The sequence below is a fragment of the Roseibium sp. MB-4 genome (assembly GCF_053005265.1).
In genome coordinates, this window is sequence record NZ_JBRKQB010000002.1 from 473,372 (window position 1) to 493,533 (window position 20,162).

Sequence of the window (20,162 nt, forward strand, 5' to 3'; positions counted from 1 at the left end):
AAAAGGTTGCCTGCCGCCAATGGCCGTTGATGCCGGATTTCTCAATCTGAACCTTCTTGCCCTCTCTCCGCCCGGCTGGGGCGGTGTGCTTCTGGAAGGCTTTGCCGCGTCTTTGCAACTCGCCGTCGGCGGGTTCACGCTCGGTCTCATGATCGGGATTGCAGGCGCCTTTGGCAAACTCTATGGCGGCCCGATCCTCCGGGATCTTCTCGAAGTCTACACCACAGTGATCCGGGCGGTGCCGGAACTGGTTCTCATCCTGCTCCTCTACTACGCCGGTACAGATGCGGTGAACGCATTGCTGGGCCTTGTCGGCCTGCCACGTGTCGACATCAGCGGTCTCGCCGCCGGGATTTTCGTGATCGGTGTTGTTCAAGGCGCCTACCAGACGGAAGTCTTGCGGGGTGCCATCAAGGCTGTGCCGCCGGGGCAAATCGAAGCCGCGCGCGCCTATGGCATGTCACCGTTGAAAACGTTGCGGCGCATCACCCTCCCCGCAATGCTGCCCTATGCCATTCCGGGCCTTTCCAACCTCTGGCTGATCGCCACCAAGGACACCGCCTTGCTGGCCGTCGTCGGCTTCAGCGAACTGACGCTGGTCACCCGCCAGGCTGCGGGCAGCACCAAGGCCTATATGCTGTTTTTCTGCGCAGCCGGTCTCATGTACCTGACACTGACGCTGGTTTCGAACCGCGTCATCGCCATCATCGAAAAACGCGCCCGCCGCGGCATAGCGGGGCCGGTGTGAGATGAGCGATACCAAAGTCACCATGCCCGCTTATGTGCCGCCGCCCCCACGCCGTTTGTTGGAACCGCACCGGATTTTCCTGATCGCCGTCTTTGGAGTGATCGTCTTTTGCGCCATTTACTTCATGCGCTGGGACTGGCTGCCAAAATATCAGACACGGCTGCTCTACGGCATTGGCGAGACGCTGTTCCTCTTGTTCTCAACCGCTGCCGTCGGGTTTCTGCTAGCTCTTCCAATCGGTCTTGTTCAGGTTACGGGCCCCTGGCCGCTTGCAGCGCTTGCCCGCGGGTTCTGCACACTGATCCGCGGCACGCCGTTGCTCCTGCAACTCTGGTTGCTCTACTACGGCCTTGGATCCGTTTTTGCCCAATACCCGGAAATCCGCCAATCCATGTTCTGGCCGTATTTACGCGACGCCTGGCCCTATGGCTTCACGGCCTTGATGCTGTCCTTTGCGGCCTATGAAGGCGAAGTCATGCGGGGCGCCTTTGCCGGTGTGCCGCGCGGCGAGCTGGAAGCCGCCCGCGCCTTCGGCATGAGCCGCTTTACGATGTTCCGCCGGATCTGGCTACCGCGTGCCTTCTATCGGGCCTTGCCGACCTTGAGCGGCGAAACCGTGCTGCAGCTGAAATCAACGCCACTGGTCGCAACGATCACCGTCGTTGACGCCTATGCGGTGATCACACGGGTGCGCCAGGACACATTCCTGGTCTACGAGCCTTTGCTGCTGCTGGCCCTCATCTATATGTGCCTGACCGGAATTCTGGTATTGCTGTTCCGCTATCTTGAAAGCCGCATTCCAAGCCGGGGCGCCTAAGCATCTGGCCAATTTTTGAAAGCACTTTTGAAAATGACCAAACAGACCACCAATTTCGATGCGGACCTGGTCGCAACACGGCGTCATCTGCATTCCATCCCGGAAATTGGTCTGTCGGAATTCAAGACCTCGGACTACGTCGCCGGCGAACTCACCGCGATGGGCTATGAGGTGACACGGGGTCTGGGCAAAACCGGTGTCGTCGCAACCCTTCGAAATGGCACCTCCAGCCGCAGCATCGGCATCCGGGCCGACTTTGACGCCCTGCCGATCAAGGAAGAGACCGGCGCAGACTATGCCAGCACCCACTCGGGTGTGATGCACGCTTGCGGCCATGACGGTCACACGGCGATGCTGCTGGGCGCGGCCAAACGGCTGGCAGAGCGCAAACAGTTCGACGGCACGGTGCATCTCATTTTCCAGCCAGCCGAGGAGAATTTTGGCGGCGCAAAACTGATGATCGAGGATGGCCTGTTTGAGCGGTTTCCCTGCGACGCCGTGTTTGGCCTCCACAATGATCCCGATTTGCCCTTTGGGGAGTTCCATTTCATCGACGGCCCAATGATGGCGGCAGCCGATGAATGCAAGATCACGGTGATCGGCAAAGGCGGCCATGGCGCGGAACCGCAATCAACCCCGGATCCGATTGTCTGCGGCGCGTCGATCATCATGGCCCTGCAAAGCATTGTGGCGCGCAACATCCATCCCATGCGGCAGGCCGTGATCACGGTTGGAGCCTTCAACAGCGGCATTGCCAGCAACGTGATCCCAGAGCGCGCCGAGATGAGCCTGACCGTCCGCGCTTTTGATCCGGATGTCCGGGATGACCTGGAGACCCGCATAAGACAAGTCGCGGAAGGCCAGGCGGCAAGCTACGGCCTCAAAGTGGCCGTTGACTATGAGCGCGGTTATCCGCCTATGGTGAACCCGAGGAAAGAGACCGACTATGTGCGGTCGATTGCCCGGCGCTTTGCCGGCAGCGACAAGGTGAAAACCATGCCGGACCCCATCATGGGCAGCGAGGATTTCGCCTATTTTCTTGAAGAGAAACCCGGATGTTTCTTTCTGCTTGGGACGGCCAAAACAGATAACGACCCGCCGCTCCATCATCCGAAGTACGACTTCAACGACGACGCCCTCCCCCTCGGCGCAGCGTTCTGGGTTGACCTGGCAGAGGATTTTCTTTCGGGCCTAGACACAGCTGAGTGACCAGATTTCAATTGGCTCACGACGACCCCGAACGTCATGCACTCCGGCTTGCAAAAGGTCAGGCGCAACAACACTGGGGTCGGCACCTCCTCGCTTCACCGCTTCTATCAACTCGTTGCTGACGGCAACCTGGGCTCCGATGTCCCGGGTCAGCTTTTCCAAGCGGCTGGCGACATTCACCGTGTCGCCGAGAACCGTGTACTCCAGCTTGTGTTCATCGCCAATGTTGCCGACAACTGCTTTGCCGTAGTGGACACCAATCCCAACACCTATTGGTGGCGCGCCCTCTCGTTCCCTTTCAGCGTTCCATTCGCCGATCACTTCAGCCATTCGCGCAGCACATCTGAGCGCCCTTTCAGCATCGTTCGGGCGGGTACGTGGAGTTCCAAAGTGAACCATCACCGCATCGCCGATGAACTTGTCTATTGTTCCGTCTTGTTCGAAGGCAACCTTCGCCAGACGCCCATGAAAGGCGCGCAACAAAGCGATCAATTCTTGTGGCGGCAGCTTTTCTGAGATCGACGTAAAGTCGACCATATCCGCAAAGAGCACGGCAACCGGTCGGTTGCCCGGCTCGTCCGGTTCCCAGCGGCCCTCGGAGAATTCACGAACGATGTTCGGAGAAAAGTAGCGTGACAACATCGCACGCTGAGCTTCTGCGGCGACCTGCCGACGAACGAGGGCACGCGAGCGGACCACCACGATCGTCAGAATCACGGAAATCAGCACAAGAAACACAACCTGATTGGATAAGCGCGCAAGGCCAACCGCATTGGGATCAAGGATCTTGGCCAGCGCAATCTCAGGTCCTATACCTTCGTCAAGAACATCACCGGATGTAAACGGTATGGCGTTTGGCTGTGTTGCGACCCACAGATATCCGAGAGACCAAAACGCGGCAGCAGCGAGTCCTGTCCAAATGACGAGCGTTGGCTTGTAGCTCAAAGCCATGCTGACAACGAACACGCCAAGATAGAGAAAGGCAGGTGTTCTCAAGTTCATTTGCTGCGTCCAGCCTTCAAAATCGAAAGGCGTTGGCACAATCAGAACAAAACTCAGTGCTGCCGCATCAAGAACAATGAAAGCCAAAACGGGTCCGGTATTGGCACCGGTGCGATGCCGCAGGGCGTATGGAACGATCCCCAGGGCGGTGAAGGCAAGGATAGCGCTAAGGTATAGTGATGATCGCTCGAAAGGGAGCGTGAGCGACACCCAAATGGCCAAAAGAACCAGAACCAGGTTCCGTCCCCAGAAGACATAAGACAGGCCGGACGCCTCTTCCCGTGCGATGGCGTCAGCAACGGATTTCGAAACCTGCGGCTTGGCAGCCGGTTGGAAAAAACGCATCAATCCATCCCCTCGGCCGCCCCCGCTGCTCTAGTAAAGGAAAGTGGGCAAGACACAGCCGTTTGCTGCTGTGTCTTACATGGTTTGGATATTGGAACGGCTCTTCAGATCAAGAGCTGGAGACCTCATACTTGCCATCAACGCTCATGTAAAAAATGCACGCTTCCGATCCAGCACATGTCACCATATGCGCGGTCGCAGACTGCGAACCGAAATAGCTCCCTGGATCGAGCGGCGTGGCATCTTCTGCCGCAGTTGTTTGATGGGTAACAGCGCCCTGTATGACAACAGCCCTCAACCAGCTGTCTCCGCCGGCAATCGCTCCCTTGAAACCTGATGGCAATCTGAGAAAAGTCCCATTTTTCTCACCCTCACTTGGGTTCCCCCAGAGAAAGGCCATTTGTGGTCCGTTTTCACCTGCCGACGCCCCAGGCGCATCGACCCACGACACGTCCCCGGCATCGATCCAAACGATATTGTCGGCCTCCACGTTCACCGGGAACTCTCCATTGGCAAAAGCTCTGTCCTTGGGTTGAACCAGATACGGACCTTCCTGGATTTCCAGAAAAGCGCTGGACAGCCCCGCATCCTCGCGCGCTGCCGTGATATGAGACGCGCCAGCGGGTTGCGTCCAGAACGAGCCCCGCCCCATCCACATGAGTTCTGCGGACGGATCGTCATTGTGTACTGCTCCGCTGATCACAACAGCCCGGTACGTGATGTTGTGGATGTGCGGCGGCGAACTGAAGCCCGGTTTGAACCGGATGATGGTGCCGGTCGGCGCGTCTTCGCGAATGTCACCCCACAAGACACCTGCTTGCGGACTGGCGTCTCCACGCGCCGGGTTGAGGGGCTGGAACTCAACGGCCGAACTTGGAACAACCTGCACCCCTTCAGCAGACGTCTGATCCTGAGCAGAAACTGAAGTGGCGGTAAGTGCAGCAGCGAAGACAGTGGCGATTGCCTGGGAGGAGTAACGCATCTTTTGAACCCTGAGATTTGAAGCGGCGTCGGCCGCATTTCTTCGTCTGCCCCTTTAGTTAAGCTCCACTTTCAATTAATAATCGGCTGGAAATCAAAATTACTATTTGGATAAAAAGAATAATGTCCATCGACCTCAAGTCGCTCGAATTGTTCGTGCGGGTCGCCGCGTTGGGTGCAATCGGGAAGGCGGGTGCAGAATTCGGTCTGTCAGCGACGGCTGCTACGCAGCGTTTGCAGGCTCTTGAGACAACAGTTGGAACGCAGCTTCTTCACCGAACCACCCGCGCGGTTTCTCTTTCTACGGACGGTGAGATATTTCTCGCACACGCAAAGCGTATTCTCGGCAACGTTGAGGAAGCCCTCGCCGATATCCAGCCGGATGCGCAGGACATCAAGGGAGACCTTCGAGTTGCGTGTTCTGCATCTTTCGGCCGCTTGCACATAGCGCCTCACGTAACAGAATTTCTTGAACACCATCCCGGCGTTACTCTCCAACTTGCGATGAGTGACTCGGTGATAGATATCGTCGAACAAGGGTTCGATATGGCAATACGTATCGGCGAACTGGCTCCATCAACACTGAAGGCACGCAAGTTGGCCGAGAGCCCCAGGCTCCTTGTTGCTTCGCCAAAGTATCTTCAACGTCACGGTGTTCCGACGACCCTTGCAGATCTGAAGCACCACAACTGCCTGGCGCGGGAAGACATGAGAACTTGGTCGCTCGCGAGCACCGACGGCGCGCTCCATGATGTGAAGATCAACGGCAACTTCTCGAGTACCAGCGCCGAAGCCATCACCGAGGCCGCCTGTTCAGGTCTCGGAGTAGCTAGAAAATGCGCTTGGGAAATCGCCGGCCAACTCACCGACGGGTCATTGATACCGGTTTTGGAACAGCACACTGTCTCTCCGTACTGGAAAGTGTTTGCCGTGCGCCCACCTTCCCGCCTGCCCTCTGCGCGGGTTCGGGCATTTACCGATTTCTTGGAAGCGAAATTCAAGACGGTTCCAGCGCTTTGCGATCAGGCCTGACAGTCTGATTGCCTTTCCCGAAGGGCTCACCGAGAGAGATATGCTGGAGAAAAGTGGTGGGCCCGGAGGGACTCGAACCCCCAACCAATCCGTTATGAGCGGACGGCTCTAACCAGTTGAGCTACAGGCCCACGAGGGCGGCCAAACGTGATTTGGCACACGCCCTGATTTGCTAACTACACGAAAGGCCCCGGCCTCTCAAGCGGTTTCCAGCCTCCTCAACAACGCAGTGTTTGCGTGACCCAAAGCGCAGCTTCTTTGCACCTGTACCCGCACACTCATCAGGCAAAAACTTCATTCTGAAAGCGCAGCACGGCGGTTCAACGGCCGCTCTTCAAACAGGAAAGGCCGCACCGGCAGAAAACCGGCGCGGCCCTTACGAATTTGACCTCAGGAAGTTACTCGCCAGCAGCGGGTGCGGCGCCGTCCTGTTTCTTGTTCAGCATGTCCCAGTTCTTGTAGAAGACCCGATTGATGCCCGAAAGAAGCACGTTGAAGATCTTCACGCAGATATTTTGAAGACCGGTGAACGCGCTTGGGCGCAGAACATCGACGAACACGCAGGCGCGCAGGCCGTCTTCGCCATTGACCGAGCGGTGCTGGATCGTGTCGTCGAAGATGAACAGCGGATCGTCGTGCCAGAAATGCTTCTCACCGTTCACCTCGATGAACACCTCATCGCTCTGGCGGGTGGTCATGTTGTAGAGGAGACGGATGGTGAGGCGGAGCGGGCCGAAATGGAGAGACGTCTTCTCCTGACCATTGAACAGGGACACGCCGATCGTCTTGATGTATTTGAAGTCGCGATTGAACTCAGGGATCGACTGATCGCCCTGTTCGTCATACCAGCGATAAAAAACCATGCCGCGGCGCTTGTCGCCCATGCGGGCCTTCAAGTCGGTGAGGATTTCATCCTGGCGATCCTTGAAGACCTGAAGCATCTCTTCGATTTCAGCGCGCTCCTCATCAGGAAACTCGCTCAGCTGCATGCGGTAATGATGACGCTTGGAGATCAAATCAAAGAGCAGGTTCACCGGTGACAGCACCCACGTCAGAAGGCCGTTGCCGGAGAAGTACTTGGCGATCAGCGCACTGTCGAACCGCTTGTGGCGGGCAAAGTCGATCAAGCCGCACACAATGAAGATGCCCGCAATCCACGGCACGAGCCAAAACAAAATGGCCAGTGGAATGATCACGCGCAGCAAGCGGCGAACAGCTTTGGAATTCATCGACGACCTCTTGTTATTGCGCCTCCGGAAGCGGGAAGCAAAAAGCGCCGCACAATGTCACGTCCTGACTGTGCACGCAAGAACGGGAAACTGCTCATTCCCGCGGTTTGGTCCTCTCCCGAAGAGGTCCATATTCCCCGATACGAACCGGACTTTCAATGGCCCTCGGAGCGGGGTACGGTCGGGCGAAAGAATCTGCAATGCCAATCAGTTTGGCGGGACCTTCGCATGCGCTCACCCCTGTTAACCCTGACCCTTACCGTCTTCCTGATTTCCATGGTTGGCTGGCTTTTGGTGGTCGGGCGGTCCCTGCTTCTGCCGTTCATCATCGCAATCATCGTCTGGTACATGATCAACGCGCTGTCGAACGTATACCGGCGGATCGGCTACGGGAATTTTCATCTGCCCGGGCTTGTGGCGTTTCCCCTCGCCCTTCTGACAATCTTCAGCGTCAGCACATTTGTTCTGGACATTGTCGCCGTCAACCTTACCCAGCTCGCCCAGGATGCGCCGACCTATCAACGGCGGCTGGAAGAGCTGTTCATGCAGGCAGCGGATCTGTTCCATCTCAACGACCCGGTGGAACTGCGGGACCTTTTCCCGGACTCCGTGGTGCCAAGGATGGTGACTGCGGGAGCAAGTGTGGTGACCGCAATTGCGGGGTCTGCGAGCCTTGTCTTCATCTATGTGCTGTTCCTGCTGCTCGAGCAGTCCACCTTCGACCGGAAGTTCGAGAAGCTGTTCGCGACACCGGAGCGGGCGAAAGCCGCTTTTGCGATCCGCGCGGAAATCAATTCCTCCCTGATGCATTACTTCACAATCAAGACCGCGGTGTCTGTGGCAACCGGCGTCCTCACAAGCCTGGTTCTCATTGCAATTGGCCTGCCCTACGCGGCCCTCTTCGGGTTCATCGCCTTTGTCCTGAACTACATCCCGACGATCGGGTCTTTGATCGGCGTGATTTTCCCGAGCCTTCTGGCGATCGTTTATTACGACACCCTTGGTCCCTTTTTGATTATCGCGACGGGCCTTGGACTTATCCAGTTTTCCATTGGGAATCTGATCGAACCCCGGCTAATGGGGGCAAACCTGAACCTCTCCGGCCTGGTGATCATGTTATCGTTGGCGCTTTGGGGCGCGATCTGGGGTGTGGTCGGGATGGTGCTGTGTGTGCCGCTGACGGTGATGATCGTGATCGTGTGTTCCAAAATCGAGGCAGCAAGGCCTGTTGCGGTGCTGCTTTCCGAAAACGGCGAGATCGGCGATCTGCCCGCCGCCACTCAGCCGGGGAGCTGATCCCTTATTCGGAGGGCACGGACTAGATGAATGCCAGCTGAACCACGTGGCCTTACCCCTGCCCTATTGGCGGTTCACCTCTGCAACAGTTTTTAAATATCGTTCAAAGGAATAAGACCCATGCAGCAGTTCATTCAGTCGAGCATTGGCAAGCTGCCAAAAGTTTCAAGAAATGCCTTCATCGCCGCCGCATTCACGGTGGCATCATTCGCCGCCGCTCCTGGCTATGCCGATGAGACCGCTGCCCTCACCGGGACAATCACAATGGACGGCCGCGGAACAGTCTCTGTCGCCCCCGACATGGCGGTGATCACCGCACGGGTGGTCACGATCTCAAAGACGGCAGCTGATGCTCTGTCCGGAAACACTGCCGATCTCGCCAAGGTGATCGAGAAGATCAAAGCTGCCGGAATTGAGGCCAAGGACATTCAGACAAGCGGCTTTGCGATCTATCCGCGATATGAGCGCATCACGGACAACTCGAACCGCCAGCCAGACATCACCGGTTATGAAGTGCGCAACGGGGTGGAAATCAATGTCCGCGACCTGACCAAACTTGGCGACCTCCTGACAGGTGTCGTCGACAGCGGCGCGAACTCGGTCGACGGCATCCGCTTTCAGGTGAGCGACCCGGACGAGAAACTCGACGAGGCTCGCAAGCGCGCAGTGCAGGAAGCAAAACACAAAGCTGGCATTTTTGCAGAAGCGGCCGGTGTTGAACTCGGCGGCATTGTCTCGATTTCAGAAACCGGCATTCAGATGCCCCGGCCGGTCATGATGCGCGCAGAAGGCATGATGATGGCCAAGGCCGATGCTGTTCCGATCGAGGCAGGGGAAGAAACCATTTCTGCCTCGGTCACCATTCAATGGCAGATCGCGAACTAATCAACACCATCAATCGCAGGGGCATTCATTGCCCTTGCGCCATTTTATGGCGTTGGTGTCACTGAGGTTCAGCCAGTGGTATCGAGAGCATCGTTTTTGGCGGAAAAGCCTTCTTCCGGATCGTATATGAGCGGAATGCCCAGCTTTTGACTCCACTCTTCTGCCACCTTGTGAAGTTCGCCGCTGTTCTTCAGCTCATCAAAAGCGTTTTCCCACTTTTGCAGAAGTTGCGGGTCAGTGCCGTTCGACACCATGAGATAAGACGGTGAACGTCTATGGATGAAAACAGGTTCCACGGAGGATTGCTCCGCATCGATGTTTTCAAGAACCACCGACGCCTGCAACTGTGATGTGATCCACACATCAACCCTGCCAGCCAGAAGCATCCGGGCACATGTTTCCTGATCATCCGCTTCGACTGTGTCAATGCCTGCTTCCTGAAGCAATTTGACCTGCCAGGATCCTCGAACCCCAACTGCGGTCAAACCTTGCGAACGGGCGTCCTCAAGACTCTCGATCTCGATTCCGGAATCATTCTTGGCAAGCAGCCCATGTGTCCACATCACGGCCGGCGCGATGAACGTAAAGCCCATCTCTTCCCGTTCCGGGGTCTTGGCTGCGGTGAACAACAGGATGTTCGGCTCTGACTGCGCGGTTTTGTAACCCCGAGCCCAAGGGATCACTTCGATCGGCGTCGACAAACCGAGTTTCGCTTTTATGGCTTCGATGATTGCGACGGTAAGACCGGTTGGCTGTCCTTCCTCATCCAAGTAGTTGGATGGCGGCCACGGCGACGTCACAAGCCTCAGTTCCTGAGAGATTGCTGGTGACCCCAATAATATAACGCCGATCCACAGGCCAAGCAGCGCGAGGATTAATGTATTGGCACTCAAAGATTTCTTGGCAACTCTCGCCATTCTTTTTCTCGTTTTGCCCGCACTCAGCCGTTCACCGCAACAAACACGGCTCAACTTTCCGACAAGTGTCGGGCCATTCGCTCAATAAAGGGTTTAAATCCGGCACACGTGTTGGTGATCAATGGCGGCTGGATGAACGTCCAGATCCGTTGATGGGCTTTGTTCCGCTGCACATACCGAAGCCGCCTCTGCCATCAGACAAACACCAGGCGAAAAACATTATCTTTTTTAACGATATGCTCTGCTAGTTTTTGAATTTGGGCCAGAAGAACAACGCGTCCCAATGCTGTTCGCATTGGGACGCGTTTAATCGTAGCCCATTCGGGCTTACTTGTACTTCGCCGTGATGGTGTCGAATTCGCCGGAGTCTTTCATCGCCTGCATTTGCTCGCTGAAAGCCGTTACGAACTCTTCCGGCACGCTCTTCTTGCTGAACATGATGTAGGATGCATCGGAAGAGATGATGACATTTGACGCCACGACTTTGTCACCAAACCCCAACCGCTTGATATCCTCCGACACCACGAACACTTCACCCAATGTCGCATCGATACGTCCAGCGGCAAGTTTCTTCAGGTTGGATTCCTGGCTGTCGGTGTCATCGATCTGACTGGCATATTTGTCCTTCAGGCCATTGAAGTCACCGCCATATGCATATTCTCGGATAGTCCCGAGCTTGCCGCCCTTTTCGAAGAAATCAGCCAGAGAGTTGTACGCCCCTTCTTTGCCGGCCGGCACGAACAGGACTTCCTGTGCATCAACATAGGGACTGCTGAAATGCGCGAAGGCCTCGCGCTCTTCCGTCTTGGAAACCGGGGAGGCAATATCGACATTGCCGTCTTCCAACCCTTTCAGATGGCGGGCCCAAGGGAGCGCCTGGGTTTCCAATCCGCATCCGAGCTTGTCGAGCACAACAGCGATGACTTCAAAGTCCATTCCGCTGACTTCGTTGCCCTCGACCTTCTGATACGGCCGGTAATCACTGGCGCCTGCGATCAAAGTCCCGCCACGGGGGCATTCTGTCGCGGACGCCTGCCCTGCCAGCATACAAACGGCGACACCGGCCCCGGCAACCATTTTCCAATTGATCATCTTCATAGTCCTCCAACACTTCATGGAGGCGGAATTTCCGCATTGGAACTGCCTCAGCATGGATTGGAAAACGATAAAGGCAAACAATGATCACAGTATTAAATAGGATAAATACAAGAAATGTAATTATTACATTAGAATATATTACAATCGAATTATCGTTAGTATTTGAAATTTGAATTATTACACGTATTCAAACTACCAAAAACACCAACTTTCTCGTTCACTCCTTTCAATTCTGCGGAACCCAATTTTTCCATCTCCACACTGAGCCGGCCTGCCACATCTTCCGAAAATAAAACCTGCCGATCCCATTGCCGGCACAATCCTTCCAGACGAGATGCCAGATTTACGGCGGAACCGAGTACCGTAAAGTCTATTCGGCGTGATGATCCGATATTGCCGTAAAGAACTTCCCCAAAATGCAGACCGATGCCGAAAGTGAGATCAAGTGGCGGCTCTGCCTCCTGGGCGCACTGCAGCGCGGTTTGAGCTGCTTCCAGAGCGTTCGCGCATACGGCGCGATCGTCGGCTTGACCATCCTCAGTCGGAAAGATCGCAAGCACACCGTCTCCGATGAACTTCAGGATTTCACCGCCCTTGCCTTCCACTGCCTCGGCAATGATTTCAAAGTACCGGTTGGCGCGGCCCAACGCCTCTTCCGCGGACAGACGCATGTTCAAACCGGTCCAATCTCGGATGTCGCTGACCATAATGGCGGCATGAATGCGCTCGATATCGCCCCGCCTTATCCGGCCATCGAGCACCATTTGACCGGTCCGCCGCCCGAGATACGCTTCCGCGATGGCTGCCGAAGTATCGCGGAACCGATAGACCTCGACAATCGGGGCCAAAGCCGCTCCAATTCTAGTAAAGGCCTCAACATCGGCGTCCGACAGACCGCCGCTGCAATCGGTGGTCACGACAAAAATCGCGCCCCTATCGTCAGAAAAGCGCAGCGGCAGTGCAAGGTAATCCGTCGCGCCGCGGGCTTTCAGTTCATGCAAGACTTTATGGTCCTGATCTTCGAGTTCATTGCTCAAACGCCGCCGGTAAGGTGTTCGTGTCTGTGAAACTATTTGCATGGGACTGCCGATGTAGGCGGGTCGTTGCTCAAGGCCGTGGGCGGACTCGACCCGCCGTGATCCGCCGGGTTCACGTTCCCAAGCCGAACCGACAGCGGTTGTGAGTGGATGCAGGGTGCGCATCACCAGCCGCAACCGCCAGACCGGCGCTCCCGCTTCCAGGAGTTGGCCACCCAAACTTTGAAGCAAGCTGTGCAGGTCCTTTTCAAAACGCCCCTGCTCCAGCAGCCAGTCCCGGATCTCGCGCGGGTCCCATGTCAAATTACCAGCTTCGTCCGCCGTATCGCCCACAAAAGGACCTCCCCAATCTTTGAGCCTTCTCGGCTTACAAGTAAGACTGCATCATAGCCAGGATCTCCCGCGGTCAATCACTGACATATGTCGATGGTTGCTCTTGGCAGTTGCTGGATCGGCCAAACGTCAGAACCGCCGATGCCAAACCTGCATGGGTTTGTCGGTTTCTTCACTTTCACCGACGTCTTGCCATGGGAAGGCTACCATCACGCCCTCCAGCTTTGCATAACCGCGCTTTGTCCAGAACGAATCCAGCGGCCGGTAGTCCGCCGGTTTCATCGGATGATCATCCGGGCGCACGACTGCACAAAAGACAGCCTCATCAAAACCCAACTCCTTTGCATGGGCTTCTCGTTCGTCAAAGAAGAGATGACCAATTCCTCGCCCGCGATACGTTGGGTCCAGGACCGATTCAGCCATGTAAAACAACTTGTCCGGATCGAAGCCCTTTGCGCGCAGCGGGGCCTGGAAAGCCTCGTATTCTCCGCCAAGCGGCTCTCCTGTCGCCGCCCCGACCAAGCGGTCGCCAACATAGGCGCCAACAATCACTGCGTCTTCCGTCTCCGCATACCGACCCAAATACTTTTCTTCGTAGTCCAGCGAGCCCTCATAAAGATACGGCCAGGCCCGAAAAACCGATATGCGCAGCTGAGCCAACGCACCCAAAGTTTTTTTCAGTTCTTCGCCAGTTAATCGCCGGATCTCAATTGCCATTGCTAACGCCCTCAAATCGCGGAATGTTTTTTCACCGATCCGTTCTATCGTAGTGCATCACATAGCAGAGCTGCACAATCCGCAGCAATTTTTTGCGATCACCCCATTGAGATTCAAAGACAATATCTGTAAGGAGGGCGCTCCGGAAATAGGGGCCAAGGCCCTCCACCGGGGACATCTGCTGGTTTGGGAGAGCGATCATGAAAAGCAACGCCCTCTTCGAACTGGGGATGGACTTGGAGGCTCGCGTAGCAGAAGACGCCATCAGCGTTGCCGAGCCAAGAAGCACCACCCAGAAGGAAGAAAACGTTTCGACCGCGGCCTCTGTGTATTCAGACGACCGCCTGGATCACTTCATTGAAAAAGAAGGGGTCCACTGCGCTGGTGCGCATTTGATTATTGACCTCTACGATGCTGAACGCATTGATGATCTCGCCTATATGGAAGAGACCATGCGCGCGTGTGTCGAAGAGGCCGGAGCAACCTTGTTGCACATTCACCTGCACCCCTTCGAGCCAACCGGTGTGTCAGGCGTTGCGGTGCTAGCGGAAAGCCATATCTCCGTTCACACATGGCCGGAAGCTGGCTATGCCGCCTTTGACGTCTTCATGTGCGGAGATGCACAGCCCGAGAAGTGCGTTGAAGTGCTGCGCAAGGCTTTCAAGCCGGGCAAGACTGCTGTTTCCGAGCTGCTGCGCGGGCGTGAGGTGGCGAACCAGCTGTCAAAACCGCATGCTCTGGATGCGGCAGAATGAGCAACGGTCTGGTCTTCAACGAAACGCTCCATCCGGGCGTTCAGGTCAGCTACACCTGCGACGAGATCCTCTATCAGGAAAAGACAGAGCACCAGGATCTGGTGCTCTTTTCCAATCCTGTGTTTGGAAAGATCTTGATGCTCGACGGGGTGACGCAGGTCACCACGCGGGACGAATTCATCTACCATGAGATGATGTCCCATGTGCCGATCATCGCACACGGCGCGGCAAAGTCTGTTCTGATCGTTGGCGGCGGTGATTGCGGCTTGGCCGAAGAAGTTCTGAAGCACGCAAGCGTGGAAAGCCTCGTTCAGGTCGAGATCGACAAGTCGGTCGTTGACTTCTCCGAAGAGCATTTTGCCGACTTCAACACGGGTGTTCTGGAAAATCCGCGGTTTGAGCTGGTGATTGAAGACGGCCTGAAATTTGCCGCTGAAACAGACCGGCGTTTTGATGTCGTGATCGTCGACAGCACCGACCCACACGGCCCGGGCGCAGTCCTCTTTTCAGAAGAGTTTTACCGCGACATTCACCGTATCCTGACCCCGGGTGGGGTCCTGGTGACTCAAAACGGCGTACCGTTTTTACAACGAGACGAACTTGTCACCAGTGTGGAGCGGTTCTCCCGCATTTTCACGGATGCCGCAGCCTACATTGCGGCCATTCCGACCTATTTCGGCGGTCACATGACCCTTGGATGGGCAAGCGACAACGTGGACCTACGCAAACAAGCAGCTTCGATCCTTGAGGAGCGTTTCAAGGCTGCGGGTTTCGACACCCGGTATTATACGCCCGATGTCCATGCCGCTTCTTTCGCACTTCCGAAGTTCATCCTCGACGCAGTCGAAGAAGGCCGGGCAAAAGCTTAAGTCGCCCCTATGTGTTGCGCAGATCCACAAAAAAGCGGGCTTCAAGCCCGCTTTTTTTGCTTTGCAGCCGGAAATCTCTCTACATAACAAGACGTTCACGGATTGGACATGCGCTTCTCATCTTTGCTCAACACCTAACAAGAAACGGCACCTTCGCCGTGTCCTTGAAAGGGAGTGATAGAGATGAGCAAGAAACACATCCAACCCAACGCCCAGGATCTGATGATCCAGGCAATGAACAACCAGAAGACTTGGTTCAAGTCGCTGTTTTCAGACCCTCAAAAGGACAGAATCCGGCCAGAAAAGGCAACTGCAGAACGCTATCTGCTGCACTCCGGACATCTGCTTTAAGGGCTGAAACACATACCGGGCAGAGCACTTGATGCCCTCCCGGTTTGTTTCATTGTGTGCTCACGCCTTCACGCAGACGGTCAATCCCTGGCTTCCAGCCAGATACGGGCCGTGTCCATGTCTCTTGTTTGAAACCCATCTGCAAGTTTTTGCCCGACAACGGCCCCGAACTTGTAGCCGTGCCCGGAGCATGCGGAGACGACCGTCGCCTTGCCCTCTGTCGTGCAGAAGAAATGCTCGTCTGATGTGAAGGTGTAAGCGCAGGTCACAACATCATCGACCTTGTATTCCTTGATCCGGCCGAACGGCGGCGAGAAGTAGTCTCGCAACGTTTCGCCTTCGTCGGCCTTGGCAACCCGGTCCTGATCGGGTTCTGCGGTGTATTTGTGAATACCTGCTCCGAATTTGAGGCCCGTTCCCGGGACTGGCGGGAGAACATAGCCGTCGATGGTTCCACCGGGATCGAGGATCGCGGGACCGGCAACCCACGCCGCCTTTAAGTCTTCTGGCGGCGTGAGATACACAACTGCCGTCCTGTAGGTGGTGAGGCTTGTTTTGAACTTTGGAAACAGGCCGAGCGTCCAGGCTCCGGCCGTGACAATCACATGATCTGCAAGAAGGACAGATCCATCGGCGACCGTCACGGATCCAGCGTCTGGATCGACCGATATAACCCGCGTGTTCTCGCGGATGTCAGCTCCTTTTTCCTGGAGCCAATCTCGCAGATCACTGGCAATTTTCTGGCACAGCAGAACACCGCCCTCGTCGCTGTAAGCGCCCCAGCGGATCGTATCTGCATCAATGAACGGAAAGCGCGCGGCAGTCTCCGAGGCACACATGTCATCAAACGGGTAACCACCGTCGATCAGACCGGTGCGGTATTCATCGCCGCCGTCCCCTTCGATCTGAGAAAGCAGCAGAAAGCCGGTCTCTACCAAGTGCTTTTGGCCAATGTCCGCCCACATTTCGTCCCAGGCTGCGTAAGCGTGACCGATCCGGCGCTGATACCCGCCATGCCCACCATAGGCCCGGCGGATGATCCTGTGCTGATCGCCGGAAGCCGACAAGGGATTGGGGATTGGGCCCTGTTCAACCAGCGTGACGGACACGCCGCGTTTGGTGAGGGCCCAGGCGGTAGACAGACCGGATATTCCGGCCCCGACAATAATGACAGACATGAAGACTTCCCAAGATATGCGGCGCGCAGGTTAGCTGGCCATACGCCAAGCGCAATATGTGATTTTCCGGAATTCGTGCATGCCGCATATGTGTTTGTGATTGCCGCCGTGACAAAAGCCTCTACTTTGCCACGCGGACACACTGCAGCGCCTCCATTTTGGCGAGAGGAGATCGCACCTTGCTGGAAATTGAAAAGAGCGAACCGGAGACCTTGGCACACCGGCGGCTGTCGGATTATCCCGACTGGGGCTACCTCCTCCGGGAATATTATGAGGTCTATCGCTTTTTGTCCTCCGGCGGCAGTGACCGCATCAGGGCTCACCAACGTGCTGTCCGCGAGTCGATTTCCCGCGTCATAAAATCAAATGCCGAACTTCGTTTCGATGCCCCGGCCCACAAACCGGTGACAGCCCATCTGAAGCGGGCGCTGGATGAAGGACGCCTTGAACGCACAGCCACTTTGATCCGCTCCATTGAATCCGTGCAGGACCAGCTGACGTGGCAATATGGCTATGAGAAAGTTCCGCGCGGGCTCGACAAGAAATACGCTTATGCCGAACTTTGTGGCCCCAACGGCCCAATCCTGACGACTGAGGTGATCCTGGGGTTGGTTCTCTTTGCCCCGAATTGCACCTATCCGGCGCATTCACATGACGGGATTTCGGAAAGTTATATTTGCCTTTCAGGCGCCGTTTCTGAAAACCATCAGGGCGTTTATGCGCCTGGATCCATGATCTTCAACCCGCCGGAACACGCCCACCGCATAACAGTGTCCAAAACAGAACCCGCTCTATTAGCCTACGCATGGACCGGCCCGCAGGACAAGCTGGCAGGTCAGAAGATGGTTTTCAGCCGGAAACGCAGTTAAGAAGCAAGATCGGCGTTGCCCCTCAATAATAGCGCAACGCCGCCCACTTTATCGTTCCGGACTTGATCCGGGACTTTGGCCGGGTTTACCGGTTAAGCCGCAACAGCTTCATCGGCAATTGAACATCGAATGTCGAGATCTGCGCTTGCCAGCTTGCCGTCTGAGGAAATCCAGGCTGGTTCGCCGAGAAGCTTGGTCTCATGGATGCCGAGCGTTGGGAAACTTAGACCCATAGAATGCGCGGTCGCCACCCGGTGACCCGGCTTGGGATTGAGACAGCAGCAGATTTCCCGTGTCCCAAGTTTCAAATGGTGTGCAATGTCCCACTCCAGAACCACGCCCTCGTGCCGTGTCACCACCCAGCAGTGACCATCAACGCAGGTTCCGTTCTTTTCTTCCGGAAAGAAGTAGCCGTAGACATATCCGGCCTCGAGCCCTGCGGCCCGGAGGCATGCAATCAGGTACGTGTTGATGTCAACACAAGACCCTTCCGTCAGACCGCAGGAGATATACGGCACTTCATCGAGGCCATCATTGAAGCGCACCTCCGGATGTCCGTAGTGAAACTTCTCTGCAACCGCATTGACGATCGCCTCAATGGCCGCGTGACCGTCTTTTGAGCTGTCAACGAGCCCGCGCACATCGTCAACAAGCTCGTTTGCCGCGCGCGTGAACCGGTTCAACCGGGGCTGAAACATCGGCTCCGGATAACCCGAGCCGCCATCTGCGTAGGCATAAGAGACGGTTACCGGCTTTCCCTCTTCCGGTGAAATCAGAGCCGCCATCTGCCCGGTTGAGACTTCTCCGCTCAGTTCAACAGTGCCACCTTCCACCTTGAAAGAAACGGGTGTCTGGTGCGGGGTTGGAATTCCGGTCGGAACCAACAGTTTCCGGCCGTGTTCCTGGTCAGGTTGAATAGTTACATTCACGAAGATGGACATGGTGCCCCCTCAAGTCCGAAATTTGATTAGACGATCATCTGGAACAAAAGCCCCGACAGAACCGCACCGGTGAAACCAAGTCCAAGGTAGGTTGCGAACACTGGCGGCTTGACCAGCGACCACACCGCAGCCATTGCCGGAATGGAGCTGACAGCACCTGCGATCATGAAGGCCATCGCAGCGCCTGCGCCCATGCCCTGGTCCATCAGACCTGCAAGCAGCGGCGGAGCCACATAGCTGTTGAGGTAGGCCGGCATACCGACCAAAGCGGAAATGACAATGGTGCCAACACCTTCACCGCCAACAACACGCGCAATCATGTCCGCTGGCACATAGGTGACCAGCAATGCCTCAAGCACATAAGCCAGGGCCAGCCACTTCACGAGGAACAAAGCATTTGCCTTGAGCTCGGTTCCGAACGTACTTGTGCGCTCACTCTCTTTCCAGAATTGCCAGACTGGCCGGCCTGTCTTTGGCGATGTGCCACAGCCACAGCCAGAGACGGACGATCCGACACGCACCGGATCTGAAAACAGGCCTGAGCGGATGGCAAATGCCACCAACGCGCCGCCAAATAAACCAAGGGCCACCGCGAAGACCGCCTTGCCAATGGCAAACTCCCAGCCAAGTGCACCCGCTGTAATCAACAGCGTTGGCGGATCAATCAGCGGCGACGACAGCCAGAATGCCATGATTGCAGACAGCGGAGCACCAACCGCCAGCAGACCGGCAATGAACGGGATCACTTCACAGGAACAGAAGGGAGCCAGCCCGCCAAACAAAGCCGCCAGAACGATGGCCTGAGTTTCACGCCCTTCAAAGGCTTTGCCCACATAGGATTCTGCTCCGGCCGCTTTCAGCCACGCAATCAACAGGACCGCGAACGCGATGTAGGGCAAGGTGCCGAGGAACGCCTGAATGGCAAAGCTCACGAACGGCACGAATTGAACTTGGTCGAGGACCAAGACCAGAACTGGAACGGTCACAACAATTGCCCAGGGCGACAGGATATAGTCCCGTCCTGGAAACCGCTTAATGGACCACGTTTGTTTTGCCGCGCCTTGGCCATCAGTGCCGGATGCGCAGCAGCTCGTGTTTTGCGCCACGTCTACGGTCTCAGTCATTTGCCGCTTTCCTTTCAACGCCAAGAACGAAGGACTTGCCCTCTTCCGCGCAGCATTCCTTCAAGATGTACCCAGCCAGCAGTTCCAGCCGCTCGAAAGCGGCACGGTTGATCACCGACCGGCCGTCTTTCTCCTGAACCACCAGGTCTGCAGATGCGAGAAACTTGAGATGATGCGCCAGCGTGGACGCGGCCATGCGGGTGCGGCTTTGAATGTCACCGACACTCAACCCGTCACGGCCCGCACGGACCAAGGTCAACAACACTTGCAGCCGGGCTTCAGAGCCCAGCGCCGCAAAGCCTTGCGCGGCTTCTTCCAGAACCATGACACACCTCGTCCCTGTCAGCGCAATCAATATAACTATAATTCTAGTTATATAGTTTTTTGAAGCACGTCAAGGGTGTCCTGAGGCAAACGGCACACAGCTCG

At 56.2% G+C, this 20,162-nt stretch carries 21 protein-coding genes and 1 tRNA gene; 10 read left to right on the forward strand and 12 right to left on the reverse strand.

The features are described 5' to 3' along the window. The first annotated feature begins 19 nt into the window (after positions 1-19). The 3 genes from ACVDG4_RS13255 to ACVDG4_RS13265 are packed head-to-tail and all read left to right on the forward strand — an operon-like array spanning position 20 to position 2,774. The gene (locus ACVDG4_RS13255) at positions 20-748 is read left to right on the forward strand and encodes an ABC transporter permease (RefSeq protein WP_209174298.1); all 729 of its coding nucleotides are present in this window, start codon (positions 20-22) and stop codon (positions 746-748) included. Between the two features lies 1 nt (position 749). Continuing rightward, entirely contained in the window at positions 750-1,565 is an 816-nt protein-coding gene (locus ACVDG4_RS13260; RefSeq protein ID WP_209174299.1) for an ABC transporter permease, read from the forward strand. 33 nt (positions 1,566-1,598) lie between these two features. After that, positions 1,599-2,774, forward strand: a complete 1,176-nt coding sequence (locus ACVDG4_RS13265) for a M20 aminoacylase family protein (protein WP_447235409.1) — start codon at positions 1,599-1,601, stop codon at positions 2,772-2,774. On the opposite strand, the gene ACVDG4_RS13270 is transcribed toward ACVDG4_RS13265, so the two are convergent. After that, a complete protein-coding gene (locus tag ACVDG4_RS13270) occupies positions 2,757-4,121 on the reverse strand; it encodes an adenylate/guanylate cyclase domain-containing protein (RefSeq protein WP_447235410.1) in 1,365 nt (454 codons plus the stop codon). The two genes, ACVDG4_RS13265 and ACVDG4_RS13270, sit on opposite strands and share 18 nt — an antisense overlap. 109 nt (positions 4,122-4,230) lie before the next feature. Further along, the gene (locus ACVDG4_RS13275; protein ID WP_447235411.1) at positions 4,231-5,103 is read right to left on the reverse strand and encodes a DUF4437 domain-containing protein; all 873 of its coding nucleotides are present in this window, start codon (positions 5,101-5,103) and stop codon (positions 4,231-4,233) included. Positions 5,104-5,225: 122 nt separating this feature from the next. Between ACVDG4_RS13275 and ACVDG4_RS13280 the strand changes: the two genes are divergently transcribed. Continuing rightward, the gene (locus tag ACVDG4_RS13280; protein ID WP_447235412.1) at positions 5,226-6,134 is read left to right on the forward strand and encodes a LysR family transcriptional regulator; all 909 of its coding nucleotides are present in this window, start codon (positions 5,226-5,228) and stop codon (positions 6,132-6,134) included. 54 nt (positions 6,135-6,188) lie between these two features. On the opposite strand, the gene ACVDG4_RS13285 is transcribed toward ACVDG4_RS13280, so the two are convergent. Both ACVDG4_RS13285 and ACVDG4_RS13290 read right to left on the reverse strand, forming a co-directional pair. After that, positions 6,189-6,265 (reverse strand) — tRNA-Ile (locus ACVDG4_RS13285). A gap of 267 nt (positions 6,266-6,532) precedes the next feature. Beyond that, positions 6,533-7,363, reverse strand: a complete 831-nt coding sequence (locus tag ACVDG4_RS13290; RefSeq protein WP_447235413.1) for an aspartyl/asparaginyl beta-hydroxylase domain-containing protein — start codon at positions 7,361-7,363, stop codon at positions 6,533-6,535. A 228-nt stretch (positions 7,364-7,591) separates the two neighbouring features. Between ACVDG4_RS13290 and ACVDG4_RS13295 the strand changes: the two genes are divergently transcribed. Together ACVDG4_RS13295 and ACVDG4_RS13300 are read left to right on the forward strand one after the other, a co-directional pair. After that, positions 7,592-8,659, forward strand: a complete 1,068-nt coding sequence (locus ACVDG4_RS13295) for an AI-2E family transporter (protein ID WP_428523880.1) — start codon at positions 7,592-7,594, stop codon at positions 8,657-8,659. A gap of 120 nt (positions 8,660-8,779) precedes the next feature. Next, the gene (locus ACVDG4_RS13300) at positions 8,780-9,544 is read left to right on the forward strand and encodes an SIMPL domain-containing protein (protein ID WP_447235414.1); all 765 of its coding nucleotides are present in this window, start codon (positions 8,780-8,782) and stop codon (positions 9,542-9,544) included. Positions 9,545-9,612: 68 nt separating this feature from the next. Here the strand turns inward: ACVDG4_RS13300 and ACVDG4_RS13305 are convergent, their stop codons facing one another. The 4 genes from ACVDG4_RS13305 to ACVDG4_RS13320 form a co-directional block, all read right to left on the reverse strand. Continuing rightward, positions 9,613-10,461 carry a substrate-binding periplasmic protein gene (locus tag ACVDG4_RS13305; protein ID WP_447235415.1) on the reverse strand — a complete coding sequence of 283 codons (849 nt, stop codon included), beginning with the start codon at positions 10,459-10,461 and terminating at the stop codon, positions 9,613-9,615. Positions 10,462-10,788: 327 nt separating this feature from the next. Then, on the reverse strand, positions 10,789-11,553 hold the full coding sequence (locus ACVDG4_RS13310) for a substrate-binding periplasmic protein (protein WP_447235416.1): 765 nt from the start codon (positions 11,551-11,553) through the stop codon (positions 10,789-10,791). A 161-nt stretch (positions 11,554-11,714) separates the two neighbouring features. After that, positions 11,715-12,929 (reverse strand): adenylate/guanylate cyclase domain-containing protein, encoded by a 1,215-nt coding sequence (locus ACVDG4_RS13315; protein ID WP_447235417.1) that lies wholly within the window; start codon positions 12,927-12,929, stop codon positions 11,715-11,717. A gap of 129 nt (positions 12,930-13,058) precedes the next feature. Next, on the reverse strand, positions 13,059-13,646 hold the full coding sequence (locus ACVDG4_RS13320) for a GNAT family N-acetyltransferase (protein ID WP_306148889.1): 588 nt from the start codon (positions 13,644-13,646) through the stop codon (positions 13,059-13,061). Between the two features lie 200 nt (positions 13,647-13,846). Here ACVDG4_RS13320 and speD point away from each other — a divergent pair, with 200 nt between their 5' ends. The 3 genes from speD to ACVDG4_RS13335 all read left to right on the forward strand — a co-directional run bounded on the left by speD (position 13,847) and on the right by ACVDG4_RS13335 (position 15,621). Beyond that, entirely contained in the window at positions 13,847-14,401 is a 555-nt protein-coding gene (speD, locus tag ACVDG4_RS13325) for an adenosylmethionine decarboxylase (protein WP_050775990.1), read from the forward strand. Further along, positions 14,398-15,270: a polyamine aminopropyltransferase gene (speE, locus tag ACVDG4_RS13330; protein WP_447235418.1), complete on the forward strand. Its 873-nt coding sequence runs from the start codon at positions 14,398-14,400 to the stop codon at positions 15,268-15,270. Before speD ends, speE begins: the two co-directional genes overlap by 4 nt. A 183-nt stretch (positions 15,271-15,453) precedes the next feature. After that, a complete protein-coding gene (locus tag ACVDG4_RS13335; protein WP_447235419.1) occupies positions 15,454-15,621 on the forward strand; it encodes a hypothetical protein in 168 nt (55 codons plus the stop codon). An 80-nt stretch (positions 15,622-15,701) separates the two neighbouring features. Here the strand turns inward: ACVDG4_RS13335 and ACVDG4_RS13340 are convergent, their stop codons facing one another. Continuing rightward, complete coding sequence (locus ACVDG4_RS13340) at positions 15,702-16,799, reverse strand: NAD(P)/FAD-dependent oxidoreductase (RefSeq protein ID WP_447235420.1); 1,098 nt, start codon at positions 16,797-16,799, stop codon at positions 15,702-15,704. Between the two features lie 179 nt (positions 16,800-16,978). Between ACVDG4_RS13340 and ACVDG4_RS13345 the strand changes: the two genes are divergently transcribed. Beyond that, on the forward strand, positions 16,979-17,668 hold the full coding sequence (locus tag ACVDG4_RS13345; RefSeq protein ID WP_447235421.1) for a dimethylsulfonioproprionate lyase family protein: 690 nt from the start codon (positions 16,979-16,981) through the stop codon (positions 17,666-17,668). A gap of 92 nt (positions 17,669-17,760) precedes the next feature. On the opposite strand, the gene ACVDG4_RS13350 is transcribed toward ACVDG4_RS13345, so the two are convergent. Genes ACVDG4_RS13350 through ACVDG4_RS13360 form a run of 3 tightly spaced genes read right to left on the reverse strand, consistent with a single transcriptional unit; the run spans position 17,761 to position 20,058 of the window. Next, positions 17,761-18,609, reverse strand: coding sequence for a transglutaminase-like domain-containing protein (locus ACVDG4_RS13350; protein ID WP_447235422.1), 849 nt, complete (start codon positions 18,607-18,609; stop codon positions 17,761-17,763). A gap of 26 nt (positions 18,610-18,635) precedes the next feature. Then, positions 18,636-19,733 (reverse strand): permease, encoded by a 1,098-nt coding sequence (locus tag ACVDG4_RS13355; protein ID WP_447235423.1) that lies wholly within the window; start codon positions 19,731-19,733, stop codon positions 18,636-18,638. Continuing rightward, on the reverse strand, positions 19,726-20,058 hold the full coding sequence (locus tag ACVDG4_RS13360) for an ArsR/SmtB family transcription factor (protein ID WP_447235424.1): 333 nt from the start codon (positions 20,056-20,058) through the stop codon (positions 19,726-19,728). The genes ACVDG4_RS13355 and ACVDG4_RS13360 overlap by 8 nt, the downstream gene beginning before the upstream one ends. Positions 20,059-20,162: the final 104 nt, after the last annotated feature.